Annotated in this window: 15 protein-coding genes; 4 read left to right on the top strand and 11 right to left on the bottom strand. The window is 74.0% G+C overall.

What is annotated here, in order from left to right:
- Positions 1-11 precede the first annotated feature (11 nt).
- A complete protein-coding gene (locus ACFYNL_RS08670; protein WP_388798775.1) occupies positions 12-146 on the top strand; it encodes a hypothetical protein in 135 nt (44 codons plus the stop codon).
- A gap of 369 nt (positions 147-515) precedes the next feature.
- Entirely contained in the window at positions 516-1385 is an 870-nt protein-coding gene (locus tag ACFYNL_RS08665) for a RimK family alpha-L-glutamate ligase (protein WP_388798772.1), read from the top strand.
- A gap of 30 nt (positions 1386-1415) precedes the next feature.
- Here ACFYNL_RS08665 and ACFYNL_RS08660 read toward each other — a convergent pair whose 3' ends face one another.
- The 11 genes from ACFYNL_RS08660 to ACFYNL_RS08610 all read right to left on the bottom strand — a co-directional run bounded on the left by ACFYNL_RS08660 (position 1416) and on the right by ACFYNL_RS08610 (position 14100).
- The gene (locus ACFYNL_RS08660; protein ID WP_019756711.1) at positions 1416-1676 is read right to left on the bottom strand and encodes a hypothetical protein; all 261 of its coding nucleotides are present in this window, start codon (positions 1674-1676) and stop codon (positions 1416-1418) included.
- 60 nt (positions 1677-1736) lie between these two features.
- On the bottom strand, positions 1737-2351 hold the full coding sequence (locus ACFYNL_RS08655; RefSeq protein WP_388798769.1) for a hypothetical protein: 615 nt from the start codon (positions 2349-2351) through the stop codon (positions 1737-1739).
- Complete coding sequence (locus ACFYNL_RS08650; RefSeq protein ID WP_388798766.1) at positions 2317-3144, bottom strand: FkbM family methyltransferase; 828 nt, start codon at positions 3142-3144, stop codon at positions 2317-2319. The genes ACFYNL_RS08655 and ACFYNL_RS08650 overlap by 35 nt, the downstream gene beginning before the upstream one ends.
- Complete coding sequence (locus tag ACFYNL_RS08645) at positions 3141-3413, bottom strand: Trm112 family protein (RefSeq protein WP_388798764.1); 273 nt, start codon at positions 3411-3413, stop codon at positions 3141-3143. Before ACFYNL_RS08645 ends, ACFYNL_RS08650 begins: the two co-directional genes overlap by 4 nt.
- Positions 3410-4336: a hypothetical protein gene (locus ACFYNL_RS08640; protein ID WP_388800547.1), complete on the bottom strand. Its 927-nt coding sequence runs from the start codon at positions 4334-4336 to the stop codon at positions 3410-3412. The genes ACFYNL_RS08645 and ACFYNL_RS08640 overlap by 4 nt, the downstream gene beginning before the upstream one ends.
- A 25-nt stretch (positions 4337-4361) precedes the next feature.
- Positions 4362-5099 carry a class I SAM-dependent methyltransferase gene (locus tag ACFYNL_RS08635; RefSeq protein WP_388798761.1) on the bottom strand — a complete coding sequence of 246 codons (738 nt, stop codon included), beginning with the start codon at positions 5097-5099 and terminating at the stop codon, positions 4362-4364.
- Positions 5096-6484: a condensation protein gene (locus ACFYNL_RS08630; RefSeq protein WP_388798758.1), complete on the bottom strand. Its 1389-nt coding sequence runs from the start codon at positions 6482-6484 to the stop codon at positions 5096-5098. The genes ACFYNL_RS08635 and ACFYNL_RS08630 overlap by 4 nt, the downstream gene beginning before the upstream one ends.
- Positions 6481-10965, bottom strand: coding sequence for an alpha-(1->3)-arabinofuranosyltransferase family protein (locus ACFYNL_RS08625; protein WP_388798755.1), 4485 nt, complete (start codon positions 10963-10965; stop codon positions 6481-6483). Before ACFYNL_RS08625 ends, ACFYNL_RS08630 begins: the two co-directional genes overlap by 4 nt.
- Positions 10962-11639: a class I SAM-dependent methyltransferase gene (locus ACFYNL_RS08620; RefSeq protein WP_388798752.1), complete on the bottom strand. Its 678-nt coding sequence runs from the start codon at positions 11637-11639 to the stop codon at positions 10962-10964. The genes ACFYNL_RS08625 and ACFYNL_RS08620 overlap by 4 nt, the downstream gene beginning before the upstream one ends.
- An 88-nt stretch (positions 11640-11727) precedes the next feature.
- Positions 11728-12891 (bottom strand): glycosyltransferase family 4 protein, encoded by a 1164-nt coding sequence (locus tag ACFYNL_RS08615; protein ID WP_388798749.1) that lies wholly within the window; start codon positions 12889-12891, stop codon positions 11728-11730.
- Between the two features lie 222 nt (positions 12892-13113).
- The gene (locus tag ACFYNL_RS08610; RefSeq protein ID WP_388798746.1) at positions 13114-14100 is read right to left on the bottom strand and encodes a DUF3068 domain-containing protein; all 987 of its coding nucleotides are present in this window, start codon (positions 14098-14100) and stop codon (positions 13114-13116) included.
- 227 nt (positions 14101-14327) lie between these two features.
- On the opposite strand from ACFYNL_RS08610, the gene ACFYNL_RS08605 reads away from it, so the two are divergent.
- Both ACFYNL_RS08605 and ACFYNL_RS08600 read left to right on the top strand, forming a co-directional pair.
- Positions 14328-14480, top strand: coding sequence for a hypothetical protein (locus tag ACFYNL_RS08605; RefSeq protein ID WP_163016988.1), 153 nt, complete (start codon positions 14328-14330; stop codon positions 14478-14480).
- Positions 14481-14509: 29 nt separating this feature from the next.
- Complete coding sequence (locus ACFYNL_RS08600) at positions 14510-15730, top strand: PucR family transcriptional regulator (protein WP_388800544.1); 1221 nt, start codon at positions 14510-14512, stop codon at positions 15728-15730.
- The last annotated feature ends 17 nt before the right edge of the window (positions 15731-15747 follow it).

The raw sequence follows: 15747 nt of genomic DNA, 5'->3' as shown, positions 1-15747 counted from the left end.
GCCTGTGCTCCATGGTGGCCTACCCGGAACCCGCTTCGACCATCAAGGGCCGCGCGACCGCGGGCACGACCGCCACCCCGACTCCTCCGTACACCATCGACTGCCGGGAGGAAACACCCGCGCTCGGCGCCGCCCACTCCGCCTGAGTGGCCGCTGCGATGTGCCGCCCGCCCTGCCCGAGTCGGCGTCGCCGCCCACTCCGCCCGAGTAGCCGCCGCGACGCGCAGCCCACCCCGCCCGGTTCGGCGCAACCCGCCCGCCCGAGCGGCCGCCGCGACGCGCAACCCGCTCCGCCCGAGCGGCCGCCGCGACGCGCAGCCCACCCGCCCCGCCCGAGCGGCCGCCGCGACGCGCCGCCATGTCCGCGCGCCGGTGGACCCCGCCGGTGGGCGCCGCCGGTTCCTCGCCGGCCGGTGCCGCGGCTGCCCCGACGGTGCGGGCCGAGCGGCCTGTCCGAGTCGGGCAAGCGCTTGTTAGCCTGCGCACGCCCCGCCGTCCCGCTCGGAGGAACCGCCGTGCCCCGCATAGCCCTCGTCACCTGCCGTCCCGGACCCGAGGTCGCCGTCGACCGCGACCTCCCGGTGCTCGTCGAGGCGCTGCGGGCAGCCGGGGCCGAGGCCGACGCCGTGGCCTGGGACGACGCCGCGGTCGACTGGGGCGGTCACGACCTCGCCGTGCTCCGCTCCACCTGGGACTACAGCTGGCGTGCCGCGGAGTTCCTGGCGTGGGCGCGGCGGTGCGCCGAGGCGACCCGGCTCGCGAACCCGGCCGAGGTGGTGCGGTGGAACGCCGACAAGCGGTACCTCGGCGATCTCGCCGGGGCCGGTGTGCCCGTCGTGGCCACCCGGTACATCGCGCCGGGTGACTCCGCCGAGCTCCCGGACGGCATCGAGTACGTCGTCAAGCCCACCTCCGGCGCGGGCGCGCGGTTCGCCGCCCGCTACACACCCGAGGACCACGACACGGCCGTACGGCAGCTCGCGCGCATGCACGCGGAGGGGTTCACCGCGATGGTGCAGCCCTACCTCGCGAACATCGACGTCAGCGGGGAGCGGGCCCTGCAGTTCTACGGCGGCCGCCTGCTGCACGCCAGCCGCAAGGGCGCCGTCCTGACCCGCGGGACGCCGTACGACGAGCGCAAGGTCGCCCACCCCGGCCTGGAGCCCTGGACCCCGACCCCGGCGGAGCTCGCGGTCGCCGAACGCGCCCTGGCCGCCGTACCGCGGGCCGATGAACTGCTGTACGCGCGCGTGGACCTGGTCGACGGGGAGGACGGGCTGCCCCGGGTCATGGAGCTGGAGCTGGTCGAGCCCAACCTCTTCCTGTCGCTGCACCCGGGCTCGGTGCCGGCGGTGGTGGAGGCGATCCTGGCGGCGGCCGGGTAGCGAGCTTGCGGCCGGGTAGCGCGCCTCGGCTCAGTCGCCGAACTGCTGCTCGTGCCGGTGGGTGCCGCGGGCCAGCTCCTGCAGGATCTCGTGCTCGGTCCTCCCGGTCTCCCGTGCGATCTTGCGCAGCAGCAGCGCGCAGAGGGCCGCGGCGCCGTCCATCAGCACGTCGGACGCCGAGGGGTCGTCGCGGCGCCGCTCCGCCACGTACGCCGCCAGGAGGTCGTTCCCGGACACGTAGGCGGTCATCAACTCGATGCCGGTACGGATGCGGTCGTAGTCGCCACTCATGAGCCGAACGATCGCACACGGGTGCCGCCGGGTGCACGGCGCACTCCCCCCGCGCGCGGGTCAGCCGCTGACAGCCGTCCGCTGCAACAGCCCCCACGTGAACTCGGCCACCACCTCGCGCCGCACCCCCGCCCCGTCCGGCGCCGAGAACGCCAGCCCCCACCGGGTCGGGGCCGTCCCCTCCAGGGGCCGGGCGGGGGCGAAGGCGCGGGCGGCCTCGTCGACCGTGCAGGACCAGGGGGTGAGGTCGGCGACCGTGCGCAAGTCGGGGGCAGGGGCGCCGGGGGCGCGCACCAGCCACTCGTTCCACACCGTCCCGTTCGGGGCGAGCAGTGCCTCGAAGCGCAGGTCGGGCCAGAGCGGGACGGGCCACAGCCAGGCCTCGCACTCCAGGTCACCCACCGTGCGGGAGACGACCGACTCGGGCTTGCCGAGCACCGAGCGGTACCGCGTCGCCGCGGCGCGGGACCGCGGGGAGCGCACCATCGCCTGCCACCGCTTGTTCGCCTCGCGCATCTCGGCGAGGGAGACGCCCAGGGACCGGCGGGCGTCCTCCACCAGGTCCGGGTTGTGGTCGGCCATGCGGCGCAGCAGCACCAGCTGGAAGTGGAGCGGCGTGAAGGGTCCGGCGGGGTGTCCGCTAGCGGGGGGCTTTCCGGAGGGCATGGGGACCATGCTCGCGCACCCGCCCGCCCGGCCGGCGGCCGTCGGGCAGGAAGAGGACGGAGTTGACGTAACGGGGACCCCGCAGCGGGCCGATCGGCAGGACCCGCCGGAGCAGGCCCTGGGACACGACATGGGAGGCCTCCTCCTGGTGGCTCTCCAGCGGGAACGCCGACAGCGGCACCCAGCTGTCGCCGGGCAGCACCCAGCCGTCGTAGCGCAGCATCGACAGGTACGTCACCACCGGACCGATCGGCTGGATACGGGACTCCAGCTCCACGAACAGCGCCGGCCGGTCGCGGGCCAGGATCGCCGTCGCGCCCCGCAGCACGGCCAGCTCGTTGCCGTCGACGTCGATCTTCATGAAGCCGACGTCCCGCAGCCCGAGGTCGTCCAGGGCGACGCAGGACACGTGCAGCGCGCGCTGGTGGATGTTCCTGCGCACCAGGGACGACACCCCGCGGTCGCCCGCGTCGCCCGGGGGCAGCCAGAGCCGGGCCGTGCCGGGCCGGTCGGAGGCGGCGGCCTGGATCACGCGTACGTTCGGCCGGGTCCCCGACGCGAGCAGCCGTGCCAGATGGGGGACCGGTTCGACCGTCACCACCTGCCGCGCCCGTCTGCTCAGCCGGTGCGTCCAGGGGCCGTACCAGCCGCCGACGTCCACCGCGGTACCGCAGCCGGGCGGGCACAGCTCGGCGAGCCGGGCCAGCTCCGGTTCGAAGCGCGGGTAGACGGCCCGGGCGGTCGCCGCGACCAGACGGACCGGGAGGTACGGGGCCAGGCGGGCCGCGAGGGTGGTGGTCATGGGGCCATCCGCTGCAGGAGTGCCTCGTGTTCGTCGTCGGAGACCTGCTCCCCGGAGGCCGGCAGCAGCTGCGGGATGCCGTCGACGATCGGGTAACGGCGGCGCAGACGCGGGTTGTACAGCGCCTCGGCCGTCTCCCCGGTGTCGCCGGAAGCGCCGGAAGCGCCGGAAGCGCCGGAAGCGCCGGAGGCGTGCGGCGCGACGAGGTGCAGCGGGCCTTTGTCGAGGGGACACGCCAGGATCTGCAGCAGGGGGTCGTCGGGGTTCATGGTGGGGTCAACTCCTTGGCTTCCATGGGGGGTCGAGGGGACGGCGGGGGCGGCGGGTCGTGCCGGGGCATCGCCAGCAGTACGCCGAGGGCGAGCGCCGTGCCCGCGACGCGCAGCGCCAGCCGCAGCGGGTCATCGGGCAGCGTCTCGCCGAACGACAGCGTGCCGAGCACGGCCGTGTACACGCAGGTCACCGTCGTGCACACCGGCACGATCAGCGAGGCCCGGCAGCGCTGGAGCGCCGCCTGCGACATGACCAGCCCGAAAGCGCCGGTGAACAGCAGGAGGTACGGGTACGGGGACCGCAGCAGGTCCAGCAGGGCGCCGCCGATCCCGCTCGCTGTGAGATAGCCGGCCACCCCCTTGATCGCGAGCGAGCTGACGCCGTACAGCAGCCCCACCGCCACGCCGTACTCGACGCCGGTCGTCGGCAGCCGGTGCCGGTGCCGGGTCCTGCGCTCGGCGGAGTTGTACAGCCACACCCCCAGCGCCAGCGACGGCACGCACACCAGCAGGATCAGCGGGTACGGGGCGGCCCGGCTCACGGCGTCCCCCGCGTCGCGGCCCTCCCGCAGCGACAGCACGACCATCAGCAGCGCGGCGAGGATCGCGGCGAGCGCGTACCGTTCGCGCCCGCTGGTCTCCTCGCCCAGCAGCCGGGCGGAGAGCAGGACGAGCAGGACGAGCCCGGAGACGAAGATGCCCTGCGCGGCGGCGATCGGCAGGGTGCGGTAGACGACGAGCTGGGCCGCGAAACCGGCGGCGAGGGCGAGTGAGCCGCCGATCCACAGCGGGCTGCCGAGGACCAGGCGCAGCAGCCGGGCGGGTTGCCTGACCGTCACCTCCGGGAGTGCGGTGAGTGCCCGTTTCTCCAGGACGAAACCGAGGCTGTACAGGGTGTTCGCCAGCAGCGCCGCGGCCACTCCCCACCACATCGTCCAGGCCCTCCTATGTCCGGCGCGCGTGCAGCAGCAGGATCGACGCGAGCGGTGGTCTGGCGCAGGCCAGCCGGTCCAGGGCCCGCAGCGGGCGGGGCACGCCGTGGAAGGGCGCGCCCGCCAGCCGTACCACCTCGAAGCCGGAGGCGGCCACGAACTCCCGGAGCGCCCGGGCGGTGTAGAGCCGCAGATGCCCCACCACCTCCCGCCCCGGCCGGCCGTGGATCGCCCGCAGGCTCACCTCCGAGAACACCGGCTGCACCCCGGCCAGCAGCAGGCCGCGGTTGTACCAGGCGGCCAGGTTCGGGGTGGACAGCATCAGATGGCCGCCGGGGCGGAGCACCCGCCGGATCTCGTCCAGGGCGGCGTCCGGGTCGACGAGGTGCTCGATGACCTCGCTGAACAGCACGGCGTCGGCGGAGCCGGCCCTGAGCGGCAGCCCGCCGTCGGTGAGTTCACCGCGGACCGCGTACGGGATGCGGGCGCGGGCTCGGCGCAGGGCGTCCTGGGACCAGTCGATGCCGATGATGCGGTGGCCGGGGAGGTAGGGGGCGGCCGTCGCCGCGGCGGTCGCGTCGCCGCAGCCGATGTCGACGATCGTTCGCGTACGGCCGCCGTCCGCCGGCCCCAGGGCGTCGGCGAGCATACGGGCCTGGCGGCGGCTGCGGGGGGTGCCGGACGCGACGGGAACGGCCGGGTTCTCGTAGAAGTCGCGCAGCGCGGGGGGTTTGACCGGTGCGGTCGTCACGGGGTCACCTCCGTGGTGTGCAGGTAGTGCTCGAAGAGGTCCCGCAGGTGGGCGCCGTCGCCGTGGCTGAGCAGGGCGCGCGACCAGCGCAGCGCGAGGTGCAGACGGCCCGCGGTGGAGGCGGTGGTGACGGTGAGGCCGCGGGGCATCCGGGCGGGCGCCGAGAACCACACCGCGTGCGCGCGGCCGGCGTCCTCGCCGAAGTCCAGCGGGTACGGGATCCGGCCGATGTTGCTGAGCAGGGTCGTGGAGGTCCAGGGCGCGGCGGCGCTGCGCAGTGCGCGGGTGAGCGCGGCACGGACGGCGACGGGGGCCCAGGGGGCGGTGAGCAGGGAGGCCCCGTGGCCGAGCTGGGGGCGGGACAGGGACTTCAGGGCGCGGGTCCGGGTGGCCGTGCGGTGCAGCAGGGCGGGCATGCGGTCCGGGCCGTGCTGCGCCAACTCGTCGACGGAGAAGCAGACTTCCACCAGACGGGTGCCGTTGCCGATGGGCATGGTGGCGTCGCGGGGGCGGTCGTCCACGGGCATGGTGATGCGCAGGGGGCGGGGGTGGGCGCCGTGTTCCCTGTTCCAGTGGGCGATCGTCAGGGCCGTGCTGACCATGAGCTGGTCGTTGACGGTGTAGGGGGCGCCCTTGGGGCGGTGGGGGAGCGGCAGTTCGGTGACGAGCATGCCGTTGCCGGGGGAGGGCTCGGGCGTGCCCGGCGCGACCCGGGCGGGGCGGGACCAGTGCGAGGGGGTCTCCTCGGGCGGGGGCGGGCTGGTCGCCGAACGGACGGGTGCGGCGGCGGGCGAGTTGTCCCGGCCGCCGTACACCTCCGCGGCCGTGGCGAGCACGCGCATGCAGGCGGGCCCGTCGAGGGCGGTGTGGTTGATGGTGAGGAACAGGACCGTTCCCCGCGCCGGACCGGGCGGGGGGTCGTCGGTCCCGCGGAGCCGTACACCTACGGCGTCCGTCGCCTCGCTCCCCGCGACCGGTCCCGCTCCCTCCACCACCTCCACCCGGATCGGCGGCGACAGGGAAAGCGGCGGCGCCTCGGTCAGTGCCCGGGTCCGCGCGCCGCGCAGCGCATCACGACCGCCGGCCGTGAAGCGCACCACCTCCACGTCCGGTTCCGCCGTCAGCTCCCACTCGTACCGGCGCCGGTACCACCGCCCCGGCGCCTGACGCATCAGGATCCGCGGGTGCCGGCGCAGCGCCTCGGCGAACGCCGCCCGCAGCCGCCCCTGTTCCAGCCGCCCCGGCAGATGCACCTCGATGTGGACGGTCTCCGGCTCCTCCTCCTGGAGGCAGTGCCGGGAGACCTCGTCCACCACGGGGAACGGAACGCGTACCGGAGGCCGCGGCGGACCGTCCGCGCGTGCGGGCTGGTGCAGTGCGGTCATGTGGCTTCGCCCTTCCCCGTGTCCTCGGGCTCCGTCGCCTCGCCGGGGCGGGTCGCCCGGAACCTCGGCTTGCTGAACCTGATGCGTGCGGTCGGCGGGTCCGGTTCGGGGCCGCCGGGGCCGCGCGCGGAGACGGTCGGCCCCGACTCGGGCCGCGGGCCCGCCGGGTCGGGCGGCTCGGTCCCCGGCCCGGTGCGTCCCCGCTCCCGCTGCGGCAGGCCGGGCAGCGGACGGGTCGGCGCCTGCGGCGCGGCGGACCCCGGCACACCGCCCGCCGCGACCGGCGGCAGCACGGCCGTGGAGCCCGGTCCGGCCACCCCGCCCTGCGGGGCGTGCCCGGAGCCACTCGCCGCGCCGGAGGTGGCCGCGGGCTCCCGCACCGCCACCACACCGGCGAACAGCCCGATCAGCGCGAGCAGTTGCGCCACCGGGCCGAAGGAGCCCCGCCCCGCGCCCACCGGCTCCCCGGCCCCGGTCGCGGCGGCGATCCCCGCGCCCGCGAGCGCCACCAGCGCGATCGGCACGAGCAGCGTGTGCCGCCGCCACGCCACCAGCGCCAGCACCGGCACCAGCAGTGCGAACCACCCCGCGACGATCACACCCACCACCGTCAGGGCCACGGTGCCGAGCCACAGCCCCGGCAACGGCGGCACCGGCTGCGGCTCGTCGGGGTTCGGCGCCCGCCGGCGCCACAGCACCAGCCCGGCCAGCAGCGCGAGCGCCACCGCACTGCCGATCAGCCCGCCCTCGTAGGTGACCGCCGGCTCGTAGCTCAGCTCGACCGTGCCGCCCGACCCCGCCGGGATCCGCCAGCCCTGCTGCCAGCCGTCCAGCCGCACCGGAGTCAGCTCCCGGCCGTCCAGCGTGGCGCGCCAGCCGTCGTTGAAGTTCTCGTACGTCGTCAGATAACTCGCCGCCCCCGACCCGACGGTCACCGCGCGCCGGTCGCCGAGCCAGTCCCGTATGCCCAGCTCACGTCCGGCGGTCGCGGCCTCGGTGACCGTGCCGCGGGTCAGCGTCACCTCGGTCGCCGCGAGCGGTCCGGCGTCCCCGGCCTCGACCCGGTGCGCCCCGGCCGACAGCCGCAACTCGGCGTCCTCCCGACCGTTCTGACAGAGTGTCACCTCGACCTGCCGCCGCTCCACGAGATCGCGTACGGTCCCCCGCACGGAGCTCTGGTACAGCTCCCCGTCGACCGCGAGCACCGGCCCCTTCCCGCACGGCAGCGAGAAGGTCCGGGACGCCCTCGGCTGCGGGGTCCGGTACTCGTCGAGGGCCGGGACGTACGCCTCGGTCAGGCCGACCGGCAGCCGCAGGTCCTCGTCCACCATCGGGTTGTACAGGGTCAGCGGGGCCGTGCCGGTGATCGTGATGTCCAGGCGGTCGGTGGTGATGGGCGGGAAGCGCACCCAGCCGTTCTCGTCGGCCCCGGCGATCACCGCGCCGTCCGGAGAGCTGATGTGCACCTCGGTCGGCCGGGTGGCGAGACCGCCCGCCGGCGCCAGCACGATCTCTCCCACCGCCTGCTTCCCGGGCCAGCGCAGATGGATCGTCGGCCGGTCGCCGGCGATCCAGGCCGTGGTCAGGTCGCCGTCGGTGAGGTTGCGGGGCGACAGGCCCGCGCCCAGCCGGGCCGTGGAGTCGGCGGTGGCGACGATCCGGTTCCGCTGGTCGGGCGCCACCTCGTACAGCAGCTCGTCCAGTTCCTCTCCCGCCACCGGAACCGCGCTCATCCGCACCTCGTAGGTGCCGGCCGTGGACGTCGTGAAACGGCGGTGCAGGCCCGCCTCCGTACCCGTCGCCGACAGCCCGGTGGGGTCGGCCGTCCGGGACAGGGAGACGATCTCGGCCGCGGCACCGGAGTCCTCGGCGTCGGTCGGCAGCCGCAGCAGCCGGGTCACCTGCACGTCCGGCAGGCCGATCTCGGAGAAGCCGGCCCCGGTCAGACCGGGCCGCCGGGCCACGGAGTCCGTGATCGTCAGCTTCATCCAACCGGTCGCGCCCGCGGGCGCCTTGACCCGCTGCGTCGAGCCGTCCGGGCGCAGGGAGGAGTTCACCGCCCCCTGCTCCGTCTCCACCCGCACCCGGGTCGCCGCCTCCCGCACACCCTCCTGGGGCAGCGGCGTGACCTTGAAGGACGACGGCATGGCGTACGGGCCGCCCGCGAAGGCGATGCGCAGCCACTCCCCGTCCGGCGACCCCTCCGAGCCCTCGGTCCAGGCCGTGTCCGGGTTGCCGTCGAAGGCGTTCACGGGATCGAACTGCGGCAGATGGAAGAGCCAGCTGCCGTACGACGAGGCCGTCACCGACCGTGCCCCGCGCAGCTCGGCGACCGTCTGGTGGCCGAGGCCCGTGGTCGGCAGGATCTGATGCGGTTGCTCCCCCGCGTCCTGGGCGGCGTCGGGCGCGTTGCGCTCGTCGCGGGTGTACGTGTACGACGTGTTGGCGTTGACGAGCCCGAACCGTGTGTCCGCGCGCCGCAGCCCGTCCCCGACCACCTGCACCGGCGGTGAGCCGAGCCCCGGATGGTTGTCGCCGGTCAGCACGCTCGCCCGGCCGCGCAGCCGGGAGGCTAGCGGCAGCAGCGCCTCCGGCCCGCCGGAGACCACGGCCGTGTCGGCGACCGGCTGCAGCCCGGCCTGGTGCGGGCGCGGCACGTCCGTGCCGGTCGGCTGGTAGATCTCCACCGCCCGCTGCCGCGGATACAGCCCCTCCACCTGCAGCGGGGTGCCCGGGGCGATCTTCCCGCCGGTCATGACCGGTCCGAGGCCCCTCACCCGCTCGTAGCCCGACTGTTCGAGGGTCCGCTTGACCGTCGTGGTGGGGATGTGGCCGATCTGGTCGGGGTCGAGGTCGTTGCGGACGACGACGTAGTGGATGCCCGCCCGGCTCAGGTAGTCGGCCAGGCCAGGCACCTGACCGCCGCTCACCAGCGCCTGCTCGACGGCGTCCATGGCCCGACGGTTGCCGGGGGTGCCGAAGGGGACGTAGTCCCGCTGGGCCCAGCGGGAGCGGGCGAGGACGTCGAGGGGCTGGTCGATGGTGGAGCCCCAGGTGTGGATGCCGTGCGCGGTCGCCGGGACGACGAGGGCGCGGGCGTCGGGCGAGTACTTCTCCAGCCAGTCGGCCGTGGCCCGCCAGTAGGTCGGGATCTCCTTGAAGGAGCCCGGGTTGAGGATCGAGCCGCTGAGGTACGGCCACATCAGTCCCGGCAGCACCAGCACGGCCGCGACCAGCGGCGCGAACCGCCTCCCCCGCACCGGCCGCGCGCCCCGCGCCTGGACGGCCACGCCCACGAGATGGGCGAGCCCCAGCACCAGCGCCAGGGCGAGCCCCGGCTGGAACTTGTAGATGTTCCGGAAGGGCACCAGCCAGCCGTCCAGCCAGTCCCGCACCGTGTCGTGGAACGGTGCCCCGAACGCCCCGCCGTACCCGGCGAGCAGGATCAGCGCCACCGTCACCACGGTCAGCACCAGCCACCGCCGCTCCGGCATGTCCCGGCGGGCCAGCCCCGCCAGCCCGAGACCGGCCGCGAGGGCCGAGCAGACGATCACGACCACCGCGGAGGCGACGGTCCAGCCGGCCGGCAGCCAGGCCTGACCGAAGTGCAGATAGGCGACCCAGTTCCCGGCGCCGCGCAGCGCCTCCGTCGCCGCCATGGTCTCGGTGGTGGTCTCGGAACTCTCCACGTACGGAAGGAAGTTCTCGCCGTAGGTGCCGAGCAGCAGCAGCGGCACCACCCACCAGGCGGTCGCCAGGATCACCCCGGGCACCCACCAGGCGATCAGCTTGCGCTGCCTCGGCCCGGGCGGCCGGGACAGCAGATAGAGCCCGACGGGCAGCAGCGAGGCCAGCGTGGAGGCCGCGTTCACGCCCCCCATGAACGGGATGATCAGGGCCGATCGCAGCGCGGCGACCCGAGCGGCGTACCGCTCGTCGGTCAGCGGCAGCAGCACCCACGGCAGGAACGCGCCGGGCAGCGCGGCGGCCGACGTGGAGCCGACCACGGTGGTGAAGACCGGCCACAGCGCATAGGCGACGGCCGCCACCAGTCGTGACCCGCCGCTTCCCACCCGCAGCCGCTCGGCCAGCCGCAGCGCACCCCAGAAGGCCACCGACACGATCAGCGACAGCCACAGCCGCTCCGCCAGCCACACCGGCAGCCGTACGGCGTCGGCCAGCCAGTAGAACGGCAGCATCGGCCACAGATAGCCGGCGTACTGGTTCTGGATCCCGCCGAAGCTGCCCTCGTCGTGCCACAACTGCCCGAGGTCGGCGAAAAACCGCCCCGGGTCGACGGTCACGCCCAGCTTGGTGTCGAAGGTCTGCCGCCCCGGCTGCACCGCCAGCAACAGGACGAACACCACGGCCCAGAACCCCAGCAGCAGGCGCCGAGAGCGCGGGCCCTCCGGCGGACCCGAGGCGCGCGCCGCAGCGGGCACGGCTGCCGGGGGTGGAGCCTGGACCGTGGTCGTCGTCATGGTGGACACCGCCGGAGGATGAGGAGGAGGTTCCAGGTGGCGAACTCGCGCAGACCGGGCACCTTGACCACGGTCTTTGCGAGGAAGGGCCAGTAGCGGGAGCGCGCGGCGACGATCTCGACGTCGTCGCGGGCGCGCACCTGCCGCAGGGTCGTGCCGATGTGCACGGCGAACAGGTTCTCGCCGAGCGTGTGCTTGGCGGCCCGCCCGGTACGCCGCCGGTAGCGGGCACGGGCCCGCTCGGCGCCGAGATAGTGCCAGGGGGCCCACTCATGACCGCCCCACGGGGACAGCCAGTTGGTGAACGACACGTAGACGAGCCCGCCCGGCCTGGTCACCCGGGCCAGCTCACTCAGGAACGTCTGCGGATCGGCCACGTGCTCCAGCACGTTGGAGGAGAAGGTGACGTCCGCGACGCCGTCCCGCAGGGGCAGCAGGTACCCGTCGGCGACGACGGCCGACTCGGGCGGCTTCTCGCCGAGTTCGCGGACGTCCGGCTCGAAGAGGAAGGCGTCGGCGCCCCGCCGTCGGAACTCCTCGACGAAGTACCCGCTGCCGCCGCCGACGTCGACGACGGTCCGCCCGGCGACCGGACCGCCGTAGGCCTCCACCTGGTCGACTGCGTCACGGGCGAGCAGCGAGTAGCAGGCGTCCGGGTCCTCCTGCTCCCGCATGAACGCACGGAAGAGGGCGAGAGAGCGCCGAAGCGAGGGGTCCTTGCCGGCCCGGGGCTGCGCGGCCCGCCCGACGGGACGCGCGGAGCTACGGCGTAGGGACGGCACGGCCCCTCACCGCCTCCGCCGCGACCGCCCGGAACTGCCGTACCGTCCGATCCCAGCGATAGCGCGCCGCCCGGTCCCGCGCGGCCTTGCCCATCAGCTCCCGCCGGTGCCCCGACAGGGCGAGCGTGCACCAGGCGGCCGCGAACGACGACTCCCCCCGGGCCAGCACGCCGGTCTCCCCGTCCACGACGGAGTCCCGCAGCCCGGGCACGTCGAAGGCGATGGTCGGGGTCTCCCGCGTGGCGGCCTCGGTGACCACGAGCCCCCACCCCTCCACGGCCGAGGGATGAAGCAGCAACCACGCCGCACACAGCAGCCGATGCTTCTCCGCCTCGGACACATGGCCGGCGAACTCGACGCCGTCTCCGGCGAGTTGCTGGAGCCGAGCCCGTTCGGGCCCGTCCCCGACGATCACGAGCCGGCCCCCGGTCACGGGCCGGACCCGTTCCCAGAGCCGCAGCAGCAGGTCGATCCGCTTGTACTCGACGAGCCGGCCCACGGCCACGAACAAGGGCTCCGGTGAGCGCTCACCCAGGGGCCCCGGCTCCTCGACCCCGTTGTGGACGACCCGGATCCGGTTGCGCTCGACCCCGATCGCCCGCAGCGCATGCGCCGTGGACGGCGACACGGCGACCAGCAGACTCCGGTGCTGCGCACCGGTCAGCGCCCAGTGCTCCAGTCTTCGGCCGAGCCGCGCCGCCGGGGCCAGCGGCCCGTCGAAGCGCATCTGCCACAGGTCCGTGTGCACATGGTTGACCAGGCACACCGTCGGCCCGCGATGCCACAGCGGCGCGAAGTACGGCATCCCGTTGCAGACCTCGACCAGCAGGTCGCAGTCACCGACCTGACGGGCGAAGGCGGATCTGGCGCGCAGATAGTGGCCGTAGGAACCGCCTGCGGACACCACCCGGTAGTCGCGGTAGGCCGCCGGGCCCCCGCACAGCAGGGTGACCTGGTGGCCGAGTCTCGTGAGGCCGTCGGCGAGTCGGTCGACCAGCAGCTCGGAGCCGCCGGCGGACCGGTTGCCCAGGTCTCGGTGGGCGAGGAAAACGATTCGGCGCGGATGTGGGGGGAGCGCCGGAGGGTGCTGCTGCGACGCCAAGGGGAGGGCGGCACGCAGCGGGGAGGGCACGTGCTGGGGCATGGGTGCTCCAACTCGTCTCAGGGTGCGGAACTCAGCGTGGGGGAGGGGAGGGTTGTGTTCCGGTGGGGATGGGGATTCGGTCGTTCTCGAACTGTTTCGGGTCGTCCTGCGAGGGGTGTGGACAGGCTGTGTCCGGGTGGGGTTGGACAGTTTTCGCCCAGCCGTTCGTCAGGGCTACTCACCGACGTGACAATTTCCGGCTTTGTTAGAGCTGACGTCACGTCACATCGTGAGTGAGGCCTGGGGCATCTCGGCCGTACTCGACGATTCCGGCCGCTTTCGCCCGCGTACCACCAAAACGCCACCCACTGCCGCAAGGACGAATCCCGCCACAGCCGCCCCGATCGGTGCCGTCTCGCCCACCATGCGCAGCATTCCGCTGTCCCGCTTCGCCTGCCGCACGGCCTCCTTCTGCGTCGCCGCGGTGAACGCGATCTTCTCGCTGTCCAGGAGCACCGCCGCGTCCTTCTCGCCGCCGGGCGCCCGCAGGGTGCGGCGCGGACCGGTCTGCGCGTAGATCACCCGGCCGGTGCGCTGGTCCACGACCAGCTTGAACCCGTGGTTGGAGTACCACTCCTCGGCCAGCACCTGCGGACGGCCCGGCTCGTCGACGAGCCTGCCGGGCACGAGCCGGGTGCCCACCTTGCGGGGCGCGACCGTGCCGGTGAACCGGTACCCCGTGTACCCCTGGACCTTCTCGGTCCCGTCGTAGCGCATGGTGACCGTCGTCCCACCGGTGTTGTCCCACCACTGGTAGGACCGTTTCCGCACGTCGAACGGGAACTTCAGATACGCCTCGCCCTCGATGTACGGGCTCTCCTCGCAGCAGTGCACCGGCCTGGTGGTCCTGCGGTCCATCACCCAGCGGTGCGGGGTGAAGTCCAGGGCGTCGTGCGGGTCCGCGGCCGGCAGCGACTTGTCGGTGTCGACGGTCGTGATCACGTCCCAGACGGCGTTGCCGCTGCGTTCACTTTCCGCCACATTGCCGCGCACCCGCTGGGTGACGGTGATCTTCTGGTCCGGCACGGTCTCGATCTTCTCGGTGTCGAAGACGCTGCCGGTGCCGGTGTAGACGGCGGTGGTGTCGATGTCGACGGGGTTCACGGCGGCACGCGGGGTCACGTACCAGGCCAGCATGGGCGCCAGTACCAGCAAAAACGTGCCGAGGCCCAGCAGGATCAACGAGACAGGTGAGGCTGTACGGCGCATCCGGCACTCCTGGGGTTTGACGCATGGTCGATGCACCGGTCGGTGCACGGTCGTTGCCTGGCCGTTCTTGGGCCGGGAACCGTAGGCGTCCATTGACGGAGTGTCAATGTCTTGACGGGTTGTTCCAGCTTGTCGAGACTGGGCACACAGGCAGGGGTTGAATCGGGCTGGCGAACACCGGGGTGGGGACGACCTCCGGGATCTCGGACAGAGAGGCTGACCCTGCGATGCCCAGACTGCTCGCCGCCGCGCTGACCGTCGCGCTCGCCGCCGTACTCGCGGTGGGCGCCGCGCTCGGCGTCGTCGCGCTGCTGGAAGCCACGCCCGACCAGCCGAACACACCTTTGATCACGTACGAGCAGGCGGGCCAGGGGAGTTGACCGTGGCCACGACCCGCTTACCGGCCTCCATGGCCTCCGCCACCCGCTCGGCCTGGCGCGACGTCCCCCGCTACCAGGTCCGCCGTTTCGCGGAACTGGCCATGGCGGACGCCCCCGCCCTCGCCGAGGAGATCCTGCGCGAGATCCAGCGCGAGTACCCGCATCTGCCCGTCGTCCTCGACGAGTCGGGCGAGCCGATGGCCCTGGTCGGCATCCGGCGCGCGATCGAGGTCTTCGTCCAGCACCTGGAGACCTCGGAGGGCCGGCCCACCGTCCCGCCCGGCGTCTTCCAGGAGTTCGGCCGCGGCGAGGGCCTCAACGGCCGCTCCCTGGACTCCCTCCAGGCCATCTACCGGTTGGGCGTACGGCTGGCCTGGCGCCGTTTCGCGGAGATCGGCCAACGCGTCGACATCCCGCCGCCCGCCATGTACGAACTGGTGGACGCGGGCTACGAGTACCTCGACGGCCTCGTCGACCAGTCCGTGCGCGGCTATGCCGAGGCGGCGGCACGGCAGGCCGGCGAGCGGTTGCGCCTCCAGCGCCGCCTGATGGAACTCCTGCTGGCCGAGCACCACCGGGGCGACCCGGCGGAGGCCCTCACCGAGCGGGCGGCGCGGATCGGCTGGCCGCTGCCCGAGAAGGTCGCGGTGGGCGTGCTGCTGCGCCCGGCGCGGGAGGCGATGGCGCCCGCGGTCGGGCAGGGAGTGCTGCTCGACATGGAGTACGAGCGGCCGCGCATGGTCGTTCCCGAGCCGGACGCCGGCGGCCGTCCCGAACTGCTGCACCGGGCGCTGACCGGCTGGTCCGGCGCGATCGGCCCGCCGGTCCCGCTGGCCGAGGCGGCGAAGTCGCTGCGCTGGGCGGAGGCGGCCGTACACCTGATGGAACGGGGACTGTTGCCGGCCGGTGACGTCCTGTACTGCACCGAGCACACCGAGGCGCTGGTGCTCCTGCAGCCCGAGGAACTGATCGACGACCTGGCCCTGCGGTGCCTGGCACCCCTGGCGCACTGCGGCCCCACGCACGGCCGACGGCTCGCGGAGACGTTGCTGGCGTGGCTGGAGACCAGGGGCGGGGCGCCGGAGGTGGCGGCCCGCCTCGGGGTGCACCCCCAGACGGTCCGCTACCGGCTGCGGCAGATCCGGGAGCTGTGGGGCGACGAGATGGACGACCCGGACCGGCGGTTCGAGCTGGAACTGGTGTTGCGGGCGCAGCGGTTGAAGGGGGAGCTCGGGGGGCCGCGCCGGTAGCGCCGCCGGTCGTCGGC

It is taken from the genome of Streptomyces sp. NPDC007808, from assembly GCF_042868655.1.
GTDB lineage: Bacteria > Actinomycetota > Actinomycetes > Streptomycetales > Streptomycetaceae > Streptomyces.
This window is presented reverse-complemented; position numbering and strand designations above follow the sequence as displayed.

Coding starts and splice junctions, on each gene's coding strand:
- ACFYNL_RS08660 (WP_019756711.1), bottom strand. CDS start 1,676: ATGAGTGGCGACTACGACCGCATCCGTACCGGCATCGAGTTGATGACC.
- ACFYNL_RS08605 (WP_163016988.1), top strand. CDS start 14,328: ATGCCCAGACTGCTCGCCGCCGCGCTGACCGTCGCGCTCGCCGCCGTA.
- ACFYNL_RS08645 (WP_388798764.1), bottom strand. CDS start 3,413: ATGAACCCCGACGACCCCCTGCTGCAGATCCTGGCGTGTCCCCTCGAC.
- ACFYNL_RS08610 (WP_388798746.1), bottom strand. CDS start 14,100: ATGCGCCGTACAGCCTCACCTGTCTCGTTGATCCTGCTGGGCCTCGGC.
- ACFYNL_RS08625 (WP_388798755.1), bottom strand. CDS start 10,965: ATGACGACGACCACGGTCCAGGCTCCACCCCCGGCAGCCGTGCCCGCT.
- ACFYNL_RS08615 (WP_388798749.1), bottom strand. CDS start 12,891: ATGCCCCAGCACGTGCCCTCCCCGCTGCGTGCCGCCCTCCCCTTGGCG.
- ACFYNL_RS08620 (WP_388798752.1), bottom strand. CDS start 11,639: ATGCGGGAGCAGGAGGACCCGGACGCCTGCTACTCGCTGCTCGCCCGT.
- ACFYNL_RS08650 (WP_388798766.1), bottom strand. CDS start 3,144: ATGACCACCACCCTCGCGGCCCGCCTGGCCCCGTACCTCCCGGTCCGT.
- ACFYNL_RS08630 (WP_388798758.1), bottom strand. CDS start 6,484: ATGACCGCACTGCACCAGCCCGCACGCGCGGACGGTCCGCCGCGGCCT.
- ACFYNL_RS08670 (WP_388798775.1), top strand. CDS start 12: ATGGTGGCCTACCCGGAACCCGCTTCGACCATCAAGGGCCGCGCGACC.
- ACFYNL_RS08655 (WP_388798769.1), bottom strand. CDS start 2,351: ATGGTCCCCATGCCCTCCGGAAAGCCCCCCGCTAGCGGACACCCCGCC.
- ACFYNL_RS08600 (WP_388800544.1), top strand. CDS start 14,510: ATGGCCTCCGCCACCCGCTCGGCCTGGCGCGACGTCCCCCGCTACCAG.